This window comes from Sphingomonas jinjuensis, from assembly GCF_014197105.1.
Lineage (GTDB): Bacteria > Pseudomonadota > Alphaproteobacteria > Sphingomonadales > Sphingomonadaceae > Sphingomonas > Sphingomonas jinjuensis.
Genome location: NZ_JACIEV010000001.1, coordinates 280,278 through 295,549, shown reverse-complemented (window position 1 = coordinate 295,549; position 15,272 = coordinate 280,278). Strand labels below are relative to the sequence as shown.

Annotated in this window: 15 protein-coding genes; 5 read left to right on the top strand and 10 right to left on the bottom strand. The window is 67.5% G+C overall.

The window, feature by feature from the left end; genetic code table 11:
• Positions 1 to 13 precede the first annotated feature (13 nt).
• From polA to GGQ80_RS01365, 3 genes are all read right to left on the bottom strand, one after another.
• On the bottom strand, positions 14 to 2,770 hold the full coding sequence (gene polA, locus GGQ80_RS01375; RefSeq protein ID WP_183981929.1) for a DNA polymerase I: 2,757 nt from the start codon (positions 2,768 to 2,770) through the stop codon (positions 14 to 16).
• A 171-nt stretch (positions 2,771 to 2,941) separates the two neighbouring features.
• On the bottom strand, positions 2,942 to 4,744 hold the full coding sequence (locus tag GGQ80_RS01370; RefSeq protein ID WP_183981928.1) for an IlvD/Edd family dehydratase: 1,803 nt from the start codon (positions 4,742 to 4,744) through the stop codon (positions 2,942 to 2,944).
• Positions 4,745 to 4,759: 15 nt separating this feature from the next.
• Positions 4,760 to 5,869: an aldose epimerase family protein gene (locus GGQ80_RS01365; protein ID WP_246346813.1), complete on the bottom strand. Its 1,110-nt coding sequence runs from the start codon at positions 5,867 to 5,869 to the stop codon at positions 4,760 to 4,762.
• 155 nt (positions 5,870 to 6,024) lie between these two features.
• Between GGQ80_RS01365 and GGQ80_RS01360 the strand changes: the two genes are divergently transcribed.
• On the top strand, positions 6,025 to 7,338 hold the full coding sequence (locus GGQ80_RS01360) for a sugar MFS transporter (RefSeq protein ID WP_183981926.1): 1,314 nt from the start codon (positions 6,025 to 6,027) through the stop codon (positions 7,336 to 7,338).
• Positions 7,339 to 7,362: 24 nt separating this feature from the next.
• On the opposite strand, the gene GGQ80_RS01355 is transcribed toward GGQ80_RS01360, so the two are convergent.
• On the bottom strand, positions 7,363 to 8,319 hold the full coding sequence (locus GGQ80_RS01355; protein WP_425505995.1) for an SMP-30/gluconolactonase/LRE family protein: 957 nt from the start codon (positions 8,317 to 8,319) through the stop codon (positions 7,363 to 7,365).
• Between GGQ80_RS01355 and GGQ80_RS01350 the strand changes: the two genes are divergently transcribed.
• On the top strand, positions 8,318 to 9,853 hold the full coding sequence (locus GGQ80_RS01350; RefSeq protein ID WP_221364119.1) for an aldehyde dehydrogenase (NADP(+)): 1,536 nt from the start codon (positions 8,318 to 8,320) through the stop codon (positions 9,851 to 9,853). The genes GGQ80_RS01355 and GGQ80_RS01350 overlap by 2 nt on opposite strands.
• 99 nt (positions 9,854 to 9,952) lie before the next feature.
• Here GGQ80_RS01350 and msrB read toward each other — a convergent pair whose 3' ends face one another.
• The 4 genes from msrB to GGQ80_RS01330 are packed head-to-tail and all read right to left on the bottom strand — an operon-like array spanning position 9,953 to position 12,296.
• The gene (gene msrB / locus GGQ80_RS01345; protein ID WP_183981924.1) at positions 9,953 to 10,402 is read right to left on the bottom strand and encodes a peptide-methionine (R)-S-oxide reductase MsrB; all 450 of its coding nucleotides are present in this window, start codon (positions 10,400 to 10,402) and stop codon (positions 9,953 to 9,955) included.
• An 11-nt stretch (positions 10,403 to 10,413) separates the two neighbouring features.
• Positions 10,414 to 11,178, bottom strand: a complete 765-nt coding sequence (gene budC / locus GGQ80_RS01340) for a meso-2,3-butanediol dehydrogenase (protein ID WP_183981923.1) — start codon at positions 11,176 to 11,178, stop codon at positions 10,414 to 10,416.
• Position 11,179: 1 nt separating this feature from the next.
• On the bottom strand, positions 11,180 to 11,749 hold the full coding sequence (locus tag GGQ80_RS01335; RefSeq protein WP_183981922.1) for a type 1 glutamine amidotransferase domain-containing protein: 570 nt from the start codon (positions 11,747 to 11,749) through the stop codon (positions 11,180 to 11,182).
• Between the two features lie 25 nt (positions 11,750 to 11,774).
• Positions 11,775 to 12,296 carry a DUF1440 domain-containing protein gene (locus GGQ80_RS01330; protein WP_343050732.1) on the bottom strand — a complete coding sequence of 174 codons (522 nt, stop codon included), beginning with the start codon at positions 12,294 to 12,296 and terminating at the stop codon, positions 11,775 to 11,777.
• Positions 12,297 to 12,468: 172 nt separating this feature from the next.
• Between GGQ80_RS01330 and tldD the strand changes: the two genes are divergently transcribed.
• Positions 12,469 to 13,899: a metalloprotease TldD gene (gene tldD / locus GGQ80_RS01325; protein WP_183981921.1), complete on the top strand. Its 1,431-nt coding sequence runs from the start codon at positions 12,469 to 12,471 to the stop codon at positions 13,897 to 13,899.
• Positions 13,900 to 13,911: 12 nt separating this feature from the next.
• Here tldD and GGQ80_RS01320 read toward each other — a convergent pair whose 3' ends face one another.
• Together GGQ80_RS01320 and GGQ80_RS01315 are read right to left on the bottom strand one after the other, a co-directional pair.
• Positions 13,912 to 14,208: a CcdB family protein gene (locus GGQ80_RS01320; RefSeq protein WP_183981920.1), complete on the bottom strand. Its 297-nt coding sequence runs from the start codon at positions 14,206 to 14,208 to the stop codon at positions 13,912 to 13,914.
• Positions 14,208 to 14,453 (bottom strand): type II toxin-antitoxin system CcdA family antitoxin, encoded by a 246-nt coding sequence (locus GGQ80_RS01315; RefSeq protein WP_183981919.1) that lies wholly within the window; start codon positions 14,451 to 14,453, stop codon positions 14,208 to 14,210. Before GGQ80_RS01315 ends, GGQ80_RS01320 begins: the two co-directional genes overlap by 1 nt.
• A 50-nt stretch (positions 14,454 to 14,503) precedes the next feature.
• Here GGQ80_RS01315 and GGQ80_RS01310 point away from each other — a divergent pair, with 50 nt between their 5' ends.
• Both GGQ80_RS01310 and GGQ80_RS01305 read left to right on the top strand, forming a co-directional pair.
• The gene (locus GGQ80_RS01310; protein ID WP_183981918.1) at positions 14,504 to 15,064 is read left to right on the top strand and encodes a pyridoxamine 5'-phosphate oxidase family protein; all 561 of its coding nucleotides are present in this window, start codon (positions 14,504 to 14,506) and stop codon (positions 15,062 to 15,064) included.
• On the top strand, positions 15,061 to 15,270 hold the full coding sequence (locus tag GGQ80_RS01305) for a putative signal transducing protein (RefSeq protein WP_183981917.1): 210 nt from the start codon (positions 15,061 to 15,063) through the stop codon (positions 15,268 to 15,270). The genes GGQ80_RS01310 and GGQ80_RS01305 overlap by 4 nt, the downstream gene beginning before the upstream one ends.
• The last annotated feature ends 2 nt before the right edge of the window (positions 15,271 to 15,272 follow it).

Sequence of the window (15,272 nt, the reverse complement as noted above, 5' to 3'; positions counted from 1 at the left end):
GTGTCGAGCACGCTCAATGCGCCGCGCCCCAGCTCGCGCCCGTTCCGATCTCCACCGCGAGCGGCACGCTCAGCACCACCGCAGGCTCCGCCGCGGTCGCCATAACCCGCTCGATCACCGGCTTGGCGGCCTCGACGTCGCCCTCGGGCAGCTCGAACACCAGCTCGTCGTGGACCTGCAGCAGCATGCGGACGTGCCCCAGCCCTGCCTCGGCGAGCGCCGGCTCCATCCGCACCATCGCGCGCTTGATGATGTCGGCGCTGGTGCCCTGGATCGGCGCGTTGATCGCGGCGCGTTCGGCGCCCTGCCGCTCGTGCTGGAGCTTGCTGCGGATGCGCGGGAAGTGCGTCTTGCGGCCGAACAGCGTCTGGGTGAACCCCTTCTCGCGAACGAATTCGGTCGTTGTCGCGATGTAATTGCGGATGCCGGGGAAGCGATCGAAATAGCGGTCGATCATGCCCTGCGCCTCGTCCGCGCTGACGTCGAGACGCCCGGCCAGGCCCCAGCGGCTGATGCCGTAGAGGATTGCGAAGTTGATCGTCTTGGCGCGGCCGCGGGTGTCGCGGTTGACCTCGCCGAACAGCTCCATCGCGGTCAGCGAGTGGATGTCGTCGCCATTGGCGAAGGCGTCGCGCAGTTGCGGCACGTCGGCCATGTGCGCGGCCAGCCGCAGCTCGATCTGCGAATAGTCGGCGGCGAGGATGACGTTGCCGGGTTCCGCGACGAAGGCGTCGCGGATCTGGCGGCCGGTTTCGGTGCGGATCGGGATGTTCTGAAGGTTCGGCTCGGTCGATGACAGCCGCCCGGTCTGCGCACCGGTCAGGCTGTAGCTGGTGTGGACGCGGCCCGTCTCCGGGTTGATCTCGTCCTGCAACGCGTCGGTATAGGTGTTCTTGAGCTTCGCCAGCTCGCGCCAGTCGAGCACGCGCGCGGCGATCTCGGCGCCGGGCGAGTCCTTGTCGGCGGCGATTCGAGTCAGCTCGTTGACGTCGGTCGAATAGACGCCCGACTTGCCCTTGCGCCCGCCCTTGACGCCCATCTGCTCGAACAGCACGTCGCCGAGCTGCTTGGGGCTGCCGATGGTGAAGGGCGCGCCGGCGAGCCCGTGGATCGTCGTTTCCAGCGTGGCGAGCTGGCCGGCGAAGTCGGCGGACAGCGCCGACAGCTTCTCGCGGTCGATCTTGATCCCGCGCCGTTCCATGCGCGCGATGACGGGGACCAGCGGCCGATCGACCATCTCGTAGACGCGCGTTGCCCCCTCCGCGGGCAGCCGCGCCTTGAAGCGCTTCCACAGCCGATAGGTGACGTCGGCGTCCTCGGCAGCATAGCGGGTCGCTGCGTCTAGGTCGATTTCGTGGAAGCCGCGCTGCGACTTCCCCGTGCCGACGACGTCCTTGTACGCGATGCAGCTGTGCGACAGGTGCGTCGCCGCCAGCTCGTCCATGCCATGGCCGTGGAGCCCGGCGTCGAGGTCGAAGCTCATGACGATGGTGTCGTCGTGCGGCGCGACGTCGATCCCGCAGCGGCCGAGCACGACCATGTCGTATTTCAGATTGTGCCCGATCTTGAGCACCGCCGGGTCCTCGAACAGCGGCTTCAGCTTGGCGAGCGCGAGGTTGCGGTCGAGCTGCACCGGCGTTTCCGACAGCAGGTCGTTGCCGCCATGGCCGAGCGGCACATAGCAGGCGAGGTTCGGGTGGAGCGCCATCGACACGCCGACCAAATCGGCGCGCGTCGCGTCGGTGCCCGTCGTCTCGGTATCGATCGCGATCCAGCCCTGGTGCCGCGCGACCTGGACCCAGCGGTCGAGCGCCGCCTCGTCGACGACCGTCTCATAGGCGGCATGGTCGCAGGGTGGATCCTCCTCCAGCGGGACGCTCGCATTCTCGGGCACCGGCGCATCGGCGACCTGACCCAGGCGGTTCATCAGCGACTTGAAGCCGTGATGGTCGAGGAAGGCGCGCAACGGGGCATCGGGGATGCCCTGCAACATCAAATCATCGAGCGGGACCTGCAATGGGACATCGCAGGCGAGCGCCACGAGCCGGCGGCTCATCCGCGCCGCCTCGGCATGCTCGATCAGATTGTCCTTGAGCTTGCCCTTCTTCATCTCGGGCGCGGCGGCGAGGACGCCTTCGACGTCGCCATGCTCCTGGATCAGCTTGGCCGCGGTCTTCGGGCCGACGCCGGGGACGCCGGGGACGTTATCGACACTGTCGCCCATCAACGCCAGCACGTCGCCGAGCTGTTTCGGGCCGACGCCGAACTTCTCGACCACCTCAGCCTCGCCGATGCGGCGGTTGTTCATGGTGTCGAGCATGTCGAGGCTGCCGTCCTCGACGAGTTGCATCAGGTCCTTGTCGCTACTGACGATCGTCACCTGCCAGCCCTGCGCCATGGCGGCCTTGGCATAGCTGGCGATCAGGTCGTCGGCCTCCCAGCCTTCCTCCTCGATGCAGGGCAGCGAGAAGGCGCGGGTGGCGTCGCGGATCATCGGGAATTGCGGGACCAGATCCTCGGGCGGGGGCGGGCGGTGCGCCTTGTACTGGTCGTACATCTGGTTGCGGAAGGTGGTCGACGATTTGTCGAGGATGACCGCCATGTGCGTCGGCCCGTCGGCCTTGTGCAGGTCGTCGGCCAGCTTCCACAGCATGGTGGTATAGCCATAGACGGCGCCGACCGGCTCGCCATGCTTGTTGGTGAGCGGCGGCAGGCGGTGGTAGGCGCGGAAGATATAGCCCGAGCCGTCGACGAGATAGAGATGGGGCATCGCCGGCGCGGTGTAGCGGATCGGCGGGGGCGGCGGAACGGTGATTGTCGGCCGTTGCGCGGATTTAGGCCACCCTCACCCTTCGCTGCCTTCGGCAGCATTTTCCCTCTCTCATTGGGAGAGGGAGAGAGCGGCTCAGCCGCGGAAGGGTGAGTGCGGGATGTTCGACCCTCAGTGGCTATCCCGCGGCAGGCCCTTCGTCTGGGCGATACGCTGGAACTGCTCAGCGCCTTCCAGGATGGCGCCGGTATCCATCTGGCCGACGACGGCACGCTGGATCGCCTGCCACGGCGTCTGCGAGGCGGGGTAGCGATAGCCGCCCGCCGCTTCCAGGTTGCGGCGACGCTCGGCCAGTTCCTCGTCGGCAATCAGCACGTCGACGCTGCCCTTGTTCAGGTCGATCCGCACCCGGTCGCCCGTTTCCAGCAGCGCGAGCCCGCCCATCGCCGCCGCCTCGGGCGAGGCGTTGAGGATCGACGGCGAGCCGCTCGTCCCCGACTGGCGTCCGTCGCCGATGCACGGCAGCGCGCTGACGCCCTCGGTGATGAGATACGCCGGCGGGCGCATGTTCACCACTTCGGCGGCGCCCGGATAGCCGACCGGGCCGGCGCCGCGCATGAACATGACCGTCTCGGGCGTGATGGCGAGCGCGGGGTCGTCGATACGTTGGTGATAGTCCTCCGGTCCGTCGAACACGATCGCGGGGCCTTCGAAGGCGTTGGGGTCGTCGGGGTTGGAGAGGTAGCGATAGCGGAACTCGGGCGAGATCACGCTGGTCTTCATGACCGCAGCGTCGAACAGGTTGCCCGACAGCACGATGAAGCCCGCATCCTCCATCAGCGGGCGGTCGAACGGACGGATCACCGCCTCGTCCTCGATTTCGACGCCGCGACAGTTGTCACCCATCGTGCGGCCGTTGACGGTCATCGCGCCCTCGTGGATCAGCCCCTGGCCCATCAGCTGGTTGACCACCGCGGGAACGCCGCCGGCGCGGTAGTAATCCTCGCCCAGATACTCGCCCGCAGGCTGCAGATTCACAAGCAGCGGCACCTTGTGCCCCTCGGTCTCCCAATCCTTCAGCGGCAGGTCGACGCCGACGTGGCGTGCGATCGCGGCGAGGTGGATCGGCGCATTGGTCGAGCCGCCGATCGCCGAGTTGACGCGGATCGCATTGTGGAACGCCTCGCGCGTCAGGATGTCCGACGGCTTCAGATCCTCGTGCACCATGTCGACGATGCGCTTGCCGGTGCGCCACGACACTTCCTGGCGATCGCGATACGGCGCCGGGATCGCCGCCGAGCCGGGCAACGACATGCCCAGCGCCTCGCACAGCGAATTCATCGTCGTCGCGGTGCCCATGGTGTTGCAATAGCCGGTCGAGGGGGCCGACGAGGCGACGAGGCGGATGAACTGATCGTCGTCGATCTCGCCCGCCGCCAGCAGCTGGCGCGCCTTCCACACGATCGTCCCCGATCCGGTGCGCTCGCCCTTGTGCCAGCCGTTCAGCATCGGCCCGACCGACAGCGCGATCGCGGGAATGTTCACGGTTGCCGCCGCCATCAGGCACGCGGGCGTCGTCTTGTCGCAGCCGATCGTCAGCACGACGCCGTCGATCGGATAGCCGTAGAGCGTTTCGACCAGGCCGAGATAGGCGAGGTTGCGGTCGAGCCCCGCGGTCGGGCGCTTGCCGGTTTCCTGGATCGGATGGACCGGGAATTCGATCGCCAGGCCGCCCGCCTCGCGAATGCCCTCGCGCACGCGCTCGGCGAGAACGAGGTGGTGGCGGTTGCAGGGCGACAGGTCGCTGCCGGTCTGGGCGATGCCGATGATCGGCTTGCCCGAGCGCAGTTCCTCCAGGCTGATGCCGTAATTCAGGTAACGCTCCAGATAGAGCGCGGTCATGTCGACATTGGCGGGATTGTCGAACCAGGCTCGGCTTCGCAGCGCTGGCTTGGGGGAACCGGTGTCAGTCATCGAAAAGCTCTCCGATCAGCGCGCGGTCGATACGCGATAGATCATGCGGTGGTGATAGGGCTTGCCCGGATCGACGCGGGCGGAGCCGAACGCGGGCTGGTTGGGGGTATCGGGAAATTTCTGCGGTTCGAGCGCGAAGCCGTCGCCCATGCGATAGACGTGGCCCTGCTTGCCGACGAAGGTGCCGTCGAGGAAGTTGCCCGAATAGAATTGGACGCCGGGCTCGGTCGTCCACACCTCCAGCACGCGGCCGGAGGCGGGGTCTTCGGCGCGGGCGGCGAGGCCCGGCTCGGCGGTCGCGCCCTTGTCGAGGACGAAATTATGGTCCCAGCCGCGGCCGATCGCGATCTGCGGCTCGCGCCCATTGCGGATGCCGTCGCCCAGGCTGCGCGGCTTGGTGAAGTCGAACACGGTGCCGGCGACGGCCCGCTGCTCGCCGGTCGGGATCAGCGCGGCGTTGACGGGGGTGAAGCGCCTGGCGGCGATCATCAGTCGCTGGCCGTAGATGCCGCCCGGCGCGCCGTCGCCGGCCAGGTTGAACAAGGCATGGTTGGTCAGGTTGACGATCGTGGGTGCGTCGGTCTTCGCGTCCATGTCGATCGTCAGCGAGCCCTTGTCGTCGAGCGCGTAGGTGACGGTGACGGCGAGCGTGCCGGGATAGCCCTGGTCGCCCGCCGGGCTGGTCATCGTCATGACGACCTTCGCCTGCGCGCCGCTGGCGACCGAGACGATGCGGAAGACGCGCTTGTCGAAACCGTCGCTGCCGCCGTGGAGCGAGTTGGTCTTGTCGTTGAGCGGCAGCTGATAGGGCTTGCCGTCGAGCGTGAAGCGGCCGCCGGCGATGCGATTGGCGTAGCGGCCGACCGTCTGGCCCCAGAAATTGGGCTTGGCGACGTAGCTCGCCAGATCGTCATAGCCGAGCGTGATGTCGGCGACCTTGCCGTTGCGGTCGGGCACGTTGAACGCCTGCAGCGTCGCGCCGAGCGTGGTGATCCGCGCGCTGACGCCGTTGCTGCCGGTGAGCGTCACCGCCTCCACCGCCGTGCCGTCGGGCATCGTGCCGAAGTTTGACCGGGTCGCGGTGGCGGCCGCGGCAGGATCGATCGTGGCCACCGTGACGGCCATCACGGCACAGCCCGCCAGAAACGCCTTCTTCATGCTGAACACCCCTCCGATCGGCCTGTGGTTTGAGCGTTGACTGGCCGCCAGTGCAATATATAGTCAGACATATAACCGCCGCGCAAGACGCCGGCGCAGAGACAATATTGAAGGAGGGATGGATGGCAGGTCCGGTCGGTTCGTCGCATGTGGCGGCGATGCATCCCGGGGGACGTCCCTCCTATGGCCCGGCGCTGGCGCTGCTCGCCTCGCTGTTCTTCATGTGGGGCTTCATCACCGTCATCAACAACACGCTGCTGCCGCACCTGCGCAGCGTGTTCGACCTCAATTACACGCAGACGACGCTGATCGAGTCGACCTGGTTCGTCGGCTATCTGGTCGCCTCGATCCCGGCGGCGAAGCTGATCGAGCGGATCGGGTACCAGAAGGCACTGGTCATCGGCCTCGTCATCATGACGATCGGCTCGGCGGCGATGATCCTGGCGGCGAGCCTGCCGTCCTATGGCGTGACGCTGGCGGCGCTGTTCACCGTGTCGTGCGGCATCGCGCTGCTCCAGGTCGCGGCGAACCCCTATGTCGCCGTGATCGGCCCGCCCGAGACGGCGGAGTCGCGGCTGACGCTGGTGCAGGCGTTCAACACCACCGGCGACGTGCTGGCGATCGTGTTCGGTCGCTACCTGATCCTGGGGCGCACCACCGCGGGCACCTCGGCGGAGGGGACGCAGCTGACCTATGCGCAGCGCATGGCCGACGCGCAGGCGACCGAGCTGCCGTACCTGATCGTCGCGATCGTGCTCGCGATCCTGGCGGTGGTGATCGCCCGTGCGCATCTGCCGGCGCTGGGTGCGTCGACGCAGCGCGCCAATGCCGAGGAGCGCCGCGGCCTGTCGCTGTGGAAGCATCGCAACCTCGTTCTCGGCTGCTTCGGCATCTTCCTCTACGTGCTGGCGGAGATCGGCGTCGGCAACCTGTTCATCAACTTCGCGTCGCAGCCCAATATCGCCAACATCACGCACGAGCAGGCCGCCTATTACCTGACCTTCGTGTGGGGCGGGATGATGGTCGGCCGCTTCGCCGGTGCGTACATCATGAAATATATTGCGCCGGAAAAGGTGCTGGCGGTGTTCGCACTCGGCGCGCTCGTCTCGGCACTGGCGGCGACGTTCCTCCAGGGACCGGGCGCGATGTACGCACTGATCGCGGTGGGGTTGTTCCACTCGATCATGTTCCCGACGATCTTCGCGCTCGCGATCCGCGGCCTGGGGCCGCTGACCGAGGAAGGGTCGGGGCTGCTCATCATGTCGATCGCCGGCGGCGCGCTGGTGTTCATCCAGGGCAACATCGCCGATCGCTATGGCATCCAGTGGGGCTTCATCGTCACCGCGCTGTGCGAGCTGTACGTGCTGTTCTACGCAGTGTGGGGCTGCAAGCCGACCAACGCGCTGCCGCCGGTGGAGCCGCGGCCGGTCGACTGACCGGCGCGGCCCCGGCCGGCCGGGTCAGCGCGCCATCCGCACCGTCGGCAGCCGCTGGCCCGGCACCTCCACCTCGAAGGCGAAGAGATTGCCCGCGGCCGGCTGGCCGGCGCGTTCTTCGTCGCTGAGGCCGATGTGCGCGGTAGTGACATAGGCGGTCTTGAGGTCGGGACCGCCGAGCGCGACCTTGGTGACGTTGGCGGCGGGCAGCTTCACCTCGGTCAGGATCGATCCGTCGGGCGCGTAGAGCCGCGCACACCAGCCGCCCCAGATGCCGACCCACACATTGCCTTGGGAATCGCAGGTGACGCCGTCAGGGTTGCCGTCGGCGGGATCGATCGTCGCGAAGTCGCGCATCGCGCCGGTGCTGCCGTCCGCCTCGATCGTCACCGCATGGATGATGCCGGCGACGGTATCGACGTGATAGAGAATGCGGCCATCGGGTGACACCGCAGGGCCATTGGTGATGCAGACCGGATCGATGCCGGTCGCGGCGACCCGCTCGCCATCCCAGCGATAGACGCGGCCGGACTGCTGCTCGTGCGAATCGTCCATGCTGCCGAACCAGACGATGCCGTCGGGCCCGATCGTGGCGTCGTTCAGCCGGTTGCCCGGGGCATCGGATTCGACGTCGCTCAGGTGAGTGAAGCTGCCGTCGGCTGGGTCGAAGCGATGCAGCCCGGTCTTCAATCCGGCGAGCAGCAGGCCGTTATCGGCAGGCAGCACCCAGCCGACCGGCGCGGGCGCCGCCCAGCTGTCGGTATGGCCGGTGGCGGGGTCGTGACGGTGGACGGCGGGGGCCTTGATATCGACGAACCACAGGCAATTGCGCGCCGCATCCCACACCGGGCCTTCGCCCAACAGGGCCTGTCCGTCCCACAACTGCCGTACCGTCATCGCGCTCTCCTGCCCCATCATGTTGTCGCCAATGGCGGCGATGCCTATAGCGACAATCAAGTCAGACATAAAAGGATCGATCATGTCAGCCACCGACCAGAAGCCGACGTTCCGGGGCATCGCCGCGGCGACCGGCGAGCCGATCGAGCCGGCCTATCCGGTCAGCACGCTCGCCGATGTCGACGCCGCCTGCGCCGCCGCCGATGCCGCGTTCGACGCCTATCGCGCCACCGATGCCGAGGCGCGTGCCGCATTCCTGGAAGCGATCGGCGACGAGATCCTGGCGCTGGGCGATGCGCTGATCGAGCGCGCGATGCTGGAAAGCGGCCTGCCCCAGGCGCGGCTGACCGGCGAGCGCGGGCGCACCGTCGGCCAGCTCAAGCTGTTCGCCGGCGTCGTGCGCGCTGGCCATTGGCGCGAGGTGCGGATCGATCCGGCGATGCCCGATCGCCAGCCGCTGCCGCGCGCCGACCTGCGCCTGCGGATGATCCCGCTCGGCCCGGTCGCGGTGTTCGGCGCGTCGAACTTCCCGCTCGCCTTCTCCACCGCCGGCGGCGACACCGCCTCGGCGCTCGCCGCTGGCTGCCCGGTCGTGGTGAAGGGGCATCCAGCGCATCCGGGCACCGACGCGATGGTGGCCGAAGCGATCCAGCGCGCGGTCGAGCGGTGCGGGATGCCGGCAGGAACCTTCGGCCATGTCCGTGGGCCCGGTAACGAGCTGGGCGAGGCGTTGGTGAAGGACCCGCGCATCGCCGCGGTCGGCTTCACCGGCTCGCGCGGCGGCGGCCTCGCGCTGATGCGGCTGGCGCAGAGCCGGCCGGTGCCGATCCCGGTCTACGCCGAGATGTCGAGCGTCAATCCGGTCGTGCTGATGCCGGCGGCGCTGGCGGCGCGCGGCAAGGCGCTGGGCGAGGGCTTCGTCGCGTCGCTGACGATGGGGTCGGGGCAGTTCTGCACCAACCCAGGCCTGGTGCTGGCGATCGAGGGCGAGGGGATCGACGCTTTCGAGGCGGCGGCAGCCGCCGCGCTGTCGGGCCATACGCCACAGCCGATGCTGACCGGCGGCATCCGGCAGGCCTATGCGAAGGGCACCGAGGCGCTGGCCGGCCATGCCGCGGTGAGGCAGATCGCATGCGGGCTTGCCGGTGATGGCGTCGCGACCGAGGCTTCGCGGCTGTTCACCACCGACGCGCGCGGCTTCCTGGGCGATCCGGCGCTCGGCGAGGAAGTGTTCGGTGCCTCGTCGCTGGTCGTGCGCTGCGCCGATCTGGACGAGGTGAAGCGCGTGCTGCGCGGGCTGGAGGGCCAGCTGACCGCGACGATCCAGATGGATGCGGCGGACGAGGCGGCGGCGGCCGAGCTGGTCCCGGTGCTGGAGCGCCGCGCCGGCCGCGTGCTCGTCAATGGCTGGCCGACGGGGGTCGAGGTGGCGCATGCGATGGTGCATGGCGGCCCGTTCCCGTCGACGTCGGACGGTCGCTCGACCTCGGTCGGCAGCCTCGCGATCGACCGCTTCCTGCGGCCGGTCTGCTATCAGGACATGCCCGCCGCGATGCTGCCGCCCGAGCTGCGCGACGGCGCCGAAGGGCCGAAGCTGGTGGACGGTGTGCCGGCCTGAACTGCACGCTCGCCATCCCGGGGTTGACCCGGGATTCCGCTTCTTGCTCACTTGCGAGAAGAAGCGGGATCCCGGCTCAAGGCCGGGATGACGGAAATATTACCGAACCGCGTCGACCTGATCGATGTATTCGCCATAGCCTTCCGCCTCCATCCGATCGCGCGGGACGAAGCGGAGCGAGGCGGAGTTGATGCAATAGCGCAGTCCGCCGCGGTCGCGCGGACCATCGTCGAAGACATGGCCGAGGTGGCTGTCGCCGTGCTTCGACCGCACCTCGGTCCGCACCATACCGTGGCTGGTGTCGCGCAGCTCGTCGACGTTGGCGGGCTCGATCGGGCGGGTGAAGCTGGGCCAGCCGCAATGCGAATCGAACTTGTCGGCCGACGCGAACAGCGGCTCGCCCGACACGATGTCGACATAGAGCCCGGGCTGCTTGTTGTTGAGATATTCGCCGGTGCCGGGCCGCTCGGTGCCGGCCTCCTGCGTCACATAATATTGCTCGGGCGTCAGCTTCGCGATCGCCTCGTCGCTCTTGCGGTATTCGGGCATGGTCACACTCCTCAGCTCAGCGGCGGTTGGCCATTCGCGGCCGACAATCCGCCATCCACCGGCAAGTTGACGCCGTTGACGAAGTGCGCGTCCTCGCTCGCTAGAAAGGCGATGACCGGGGCGATGTCGTCGGGCTCGGCGCCGCGACCCATCGGGATACGCTCCTCGAACTTGGCGATCAGTTCGGGTTGCTCCTTCATGTCGGCAGTCAGCGCGGTGTAGACAAGGGACGGATTGACCGCGTTGACGCGCACCCCGTTCTTCGCCTCGTCCATCGCCAGTGCGCGGGTGAAGTTTGTGACGCCACCCTTCGCCGCACAATAGAAGCTGTGGTTCCAGTCGCCGCCGATGCCCGACACCGACGAGATGTTGACGATGCAGCCCTTCGCCGCGCGCAGAGCCGCGATGGCGGCGCGCGACATCTGGACGACACCGTACAGGTCGGTCTCGATCACCTTGGCGAAGGCGCTAAAGTCGCCCTCGTCGATCTTGCCGAGGTGATCGACGCCGGCATCGTTGACCAGCACGTCGATGCGGCCGAACTTCTCCAGCGCGAAGGCGACGAGCTTCTCGCATGCCGCCATGTCGCTGACGTCGGTTTCCAGCGTCTCGACCCTGGCATCGCCCAGATCGCCGGCGACGCGCGCCAGCCCGTCGGCGTCGATGTCGCCGAGAACGAGGCTGGCGCCCTCCTCGGCGAAGCGGCGGACGGCCCCCTCACCGATGCCCGATGCGGCACCGGTGACGACAACGACCTTGTCGGTAAAGCGCGCCATCTCAGGCACTCACCGACTGGTCGGCATGGCGGCCTTCGGCAAATTCCTCGACGATCTTGGCGCAGAAGGCGGGCAGGTCGTCGGGGTTGCGGCTGGTGACGAGGCCCTGGTCGGTGACGACCTCCTCGTCGACCCAGTTGCCGCCGGCGTTCTCGATGTCGGTGCGCACCGTCGGGAACGAAGTGAGGGTGCGGCCGTCGACGACGTCGGCCTCGACCAGCAGCCAGGGGCCGTGGCAGATCACACCGACCGGCTTTTCCTGCTGGAAGAAGTCGTGGACGAAGCGAATTACCGGATGGCTGGCGCGCAGCTTATCAGCCCCGACCGAGCCGCCGGGGATGACGAGGCCGTCGAACTCGCGCGCACTGACCTGGTCGATGGTCTTGTCGACGCTGACCGTCTGGCCCGGATCGAGGTCGTTGTTGACGAGCTGCGCCTCGCCGCTCTCGAGGCCGATGACGACGACGGTGGCATTGGCCTGTTCGAGCGCGGCCTTTGGCTTGGTGAATTCGGGTTCCTCAGTACCGCGCGGAGCGACGAGGAGGGCGATGGTCTTGCCGTCGAGGGACATGGGCTTTTCCTTTGCTTGAAGAAGGTCAGGCGACCAGCGTCGCGCGCAGCGAGCGGCGCACCGCTTCGGCCGCGACGCCAAATACGAGATGGCTGGCAACGCCGTAGAAGGTGGTTCCGACGTCGGATTTCCAGGGCGCCTCGCCCAAGCCGACCGCCGGAACGATGGCTTCGTCGAGTACGGTCGCGGTGCCTAGCCCGAAGGCGGTACCATAGCCCGCCGTGACGGCGGGGCGATATTCGGCGGCGATCGCATAGGCGATGCCCAGGCCGATCCCGAGCGCATAGTGGACCGCCTGCCCGGCGAGCGGCTCGTCCGGCTTCGGCACCGGGCGACCCGCAACGGCCTTCGCCACCGCATCCGCCGCCTTGACGGTGGCCGGTTGGGATGGCTCGCCGTCGTCAGCATCGGCGTCACGCGATGACGTCAGCGCCGTCCAGGCAGCCTGAAAGCGATCCATCGCGAAGGAAGCGGCGGCGCCGGCTACGGCACCGGCGACGATCCCGCGCACAAAGCGTGCCGCGTTCGTCTCGTCGACGCCGTTCACGGGCACACGCCATCCTTCGGGCCGACACGGCCACGTAGCTGATACATCGGACTATTCTCGGTTGCGGATAAGGGACGCAGCGAGAACGAGCGACCGTGCGCTCGGTTGCGACCAAAAACGTACCGTCACTGCGGCGTCTATGCTCGGGCTCGTCGGCATCCTACATGGGGGTATGGCCAGCACAGCAGATCCCCGCTCGTTCCTCTATCGCGACCAGCTGTCGCCCGATGCGGCGAAGCGGCTGGCAGCCGATGCGCTCGCGCGGGCCGACGACGGCGAGCTGTATCTGCAATATCGCCGGTCGGAGGCGTTCGGGTTCGACGACGGGCGGCTCAAGACCGCAAGCTACGACAGCAACGCCGGCTTCGGCCTGCGCGCGGTGTCGGGCGAGATGACCGCCTTTGCCCATGCGAGCGAGCTGTCGGAGGCGGCGATCAAGCGTGCCGCCGAGACGATGGCGCTGATCGATCCTGCCACCGGTGCCAAGGCGGCGGCACCGCAGGGCACGAACCATCGGTTGTACACCGATGCCGATCCGCTCGACCTGGTCCCCTTCGCCGAGAAGGTGAACCTGTGCCAGGCGATCGACGCCGCCGCCCGCGCGCGCGATCCCCGCGTCGTCCAAGTGTCGGTGGGCCTGTCGGGCAGCTGGAGCGTGGTCGAGATCGTGCGACCGGATGGCTTCACCGCCACCGACGTGCGCCCGCTGGTGCGGCTCAACATCCAGATCGTCGCAGAATCGAATGGCCGCCGCGAGACGGGCAGCTTCGGCATCGGTGGGCGCTATCTGTACGAATCGCTGTTCGACGAGACGACGTGGCAGCGCGGGATCGACGAAGCACTGGCGCAGGCGCTGGTGAACCTGGAATCGGTGGCGGCGCCGGCGGGCGAGATGACGGTGCTGCTCGGGCCGGGTTGGCCCGGCGTCCTGCTGCACGAGGCGATCGGCCACGGGCTGGAGGGCGACTTCAATCGCAAGGGCACCAGCGCCTTTTCGGGGCGGATCGGCGAGCAGGTCGCGGCGCGCGGCATCACCATCGTCGACGACGGATCGATCGAGGGGCGGCGCGGCTCGCTGTCGATCGACGACGAAGGCACGCCGACGCGCGAGACCGTGCTGATCGAGGACGGCATCCTCAAGGGGTATATGCAGGACCGGCTCAACGCGCGGCTGATGGGCGTGCCGGCAACGGGCAACGGCCGCCGCGAAAGCTATGCGCATGCGCCGATGCCGCGAATGACCAACACGTTCATGAAGGCGGGCCGGGACGATCCCGCCGAGCTGCTGGCCCGTGTGAAGAAGGGCATCTTCGCCAAGTCGTTCGGCGGCGGTCAGGTCGACATCGTGTCGGGCAAGTTCGTCTTCAGCTGCACGGAGGCCTATCGGATCGAGGACGGCAAGCTGGGTGCGCCGATCAAGGGCGCGACGCTGATCGGCGATGGGCCGACGGTGCTGACCAAGGTGACAGGGGTCGGCAACGACTTCGCGCTCGACGAAGGCATCGGCGTCTGCGGCAAGGGCGGGCAGAGCGTGCCCGCCGGTGTCGGTCAGCCGACGTTGCTGGTCGAGGGGCTGACGGTCGGCGGTACGGCGAGCAACTAAGGCCGCCCCTCGTCAGAAGCCGTTGAGATGGAAGTCGATCGAGGCCTTGATCGTCCATTCCTCCTCAACGAGTGATCCAACCGATGTCTTGAGCAGGGTCGCATCGACACTCGTCATAAACTGTGGACCAAGGAGCCACGTTGATCCGTCGAATTCGATCGCAGGATTCAGCCGCGTAATCGACGCTGCATCGCCGTCCGGTGCGATCAAGGGCACGACCAAACGGGTCGGATGAACCGTGGCCAGCGGCGACTGGACGTCGACCACGTATAAGCCGTCAGAAAGCTGGTAGACGTCAAACTGAGCCATCAGATCAGCTTGTATGCCTCAAGCGGATGGCCATTTTTTTCGTACCAGCGATTCCAGCCTTCCATCGCTTCGCGATTTTCTTCTGCCCACTGGCGACCTCGCTCGATTTTGACCGCAGCGCGGATCGCATCCTCGGCGATCCGCGACATGTTGACCCCAGCTTCCTTGGCAGCGGCCACGATCCCCGTGTCGATCGAGACGTTTACGGCTTTGCGCTTGCCGGTACGGATCGGATCATGCTTCATGGGCATCAAGCTATGCGCATGGATCATGCGCGTCAACGCGGGGGTGCGGCATGGAGTTCTTCTCGGCGATCAACGACGATCATCGCGCCTTCATCGCTAGGCAGCCGGTGTTCTTCGTCGCCACTGCGGCGGAGGGCGCGCGGATCAACCTCAGTCCTAAGGGGATGGATAGCTTTCGCGTCCTCGACGGCAATCGCGTCGCCTATCTTGATCTTGGCGGGTCGGGGAACGAGACGCAGGCGCATCTCGCCGCCGACGGGCGGATCACGATCATGTTCTGCGCCTTCGACAATCCGGCGCTGATCCTGCGGCTTTACGGGCGGGGCACGTTCGTCCTGCCGCAGGATGAGGGCTATGACGCACTGGCCGCGCATTTCCCGCGGCTGCCGGGGGCGCGGCAGGTGTTCGTGATCGACATCGACAGCCTTCAGACCAGCTGCGGCTGGGGCGTGCCACGCATGTCGCTGGAGGCGGAGCGGCAGACGCTGGTGAAATATCACGCGCCGCAGGATCCCGAGGCACGGCTCGCCAAGATCGCCGATCGCACCACGAGCATCGATGGCCTGCCGGTGCGCGTCCAGACGATCATGCCAGCGGCCGATCCACGATGAGCCTGGCGGAAGTCGGCCGCTTCGACCGCAACGAGGCGCATATCATCGTCGGCCGCCTCGAGGCGGAGGGCATTCCTGCCATCGCCTTCGACGGCGGCGCCAGTATCGCCGACGGCAGCTGGCTGCTGATCCCGGTCAGGGTAATGGTCGACGAGGACGACGTAGACGCGGCGCGCGCGGTGATTGCGTCGCAGCCGGGCGATTAGGC

Coding starts and splice junctions, on each gene's coding strand:
- GGQ80_RS01350 (WP_221364119.1), top strand. CDS start 8,318: ATGTCAGCCACCGACCAGAAGCCGACGTTCCGGGGCATCGCCGCGGCG.
- GGQ80_RS01320 (WP_183981920.1), bottom strand. CDS start 14,208: ATGGCTCAGTTTGACGTCTACCAGCTTTCTGACGGCTTATACGTGGTC.
- GGQ80_RS01370 (WP_183981928.1), bottom strand. CDS start 4,744: ATGACTGACACCGGTTCCCCCAAGCCAGCGCTGCGAAGCCGAGCCTGG.
- tldD (WP_183981921.1), top strand. CDS start 12,469: ATGGCCAGCACAGCAGATCCCCGCTCGTTCCTCTATCGCGACCAGCTG.
- GGQ80_RS01335 (WP_183981922.1), bottom strand. CDS start 11,749: ATGTCCCTCGACGGCAAGACCATCGCCCTCCTCGTCGCTCCGCGCGGT.
- GGQ80_RS01365 (WP_246346813.1), bottom strand. CDS start 5,869: ATGGCCGTCACGGTGGCCACGATCGATCCTGCCGCGGCCGCCACCGCG.
- polA (WP_183981929.1), bottom strand. CDS start 2,770: ATGCCCCATCTCTATCTCGTCGACGGCTCGGGCTATATCTTCCGCGCC.
- msrB (WP_183981924.1), bottom strand. CDS start 10,402: ATGCCCGAATACCGCAAGAGCGACGAGGCGATCGCGAAGCTGACGCCC.
- GGQ80_RS01360 (WP_183981926.1), top strand. CDS start 6,025: ATGGCAGGTCCGGTCGGTTCGTCGCATGTGGCGGCGATGCATCCCGGG.
- budC (WP_183981923.1), bottom strand. CDS start 11,178: ATGGCGCGCTTTACCGACAAGGTCGTTGTCGTCACCGGTGCCGCATCG.
- GGQ80_RS01355 (WP_425505995.1), bottom strand. CDS start 8,319: ATGATCGATCCTTTTATGTCTGACTTGATTGTCGCTATAGGCATCGCC.
- GGQ80_RS01310 (WP_183981918.1), top strand. CDS start 14,504: ATGGAGTTCTTCTCGGCGATCAACGACGATCATCGCGCCTTCATCGCT.
- GGQ80_RS01305 (WP_183981917.1), top strand. CDS start 15,061: ATGAGCCTGGCGGAAGTCGGCCGCTTCGACCGCAACGAGGCGCATATC.
- GGQ80_RS01315 (WP_183981919.1), bottom strand. CDS start 14,453: ATGAAGCATGATCCGATCCGTACCGGCAAGCGCAAAGCCGTAAACGTC.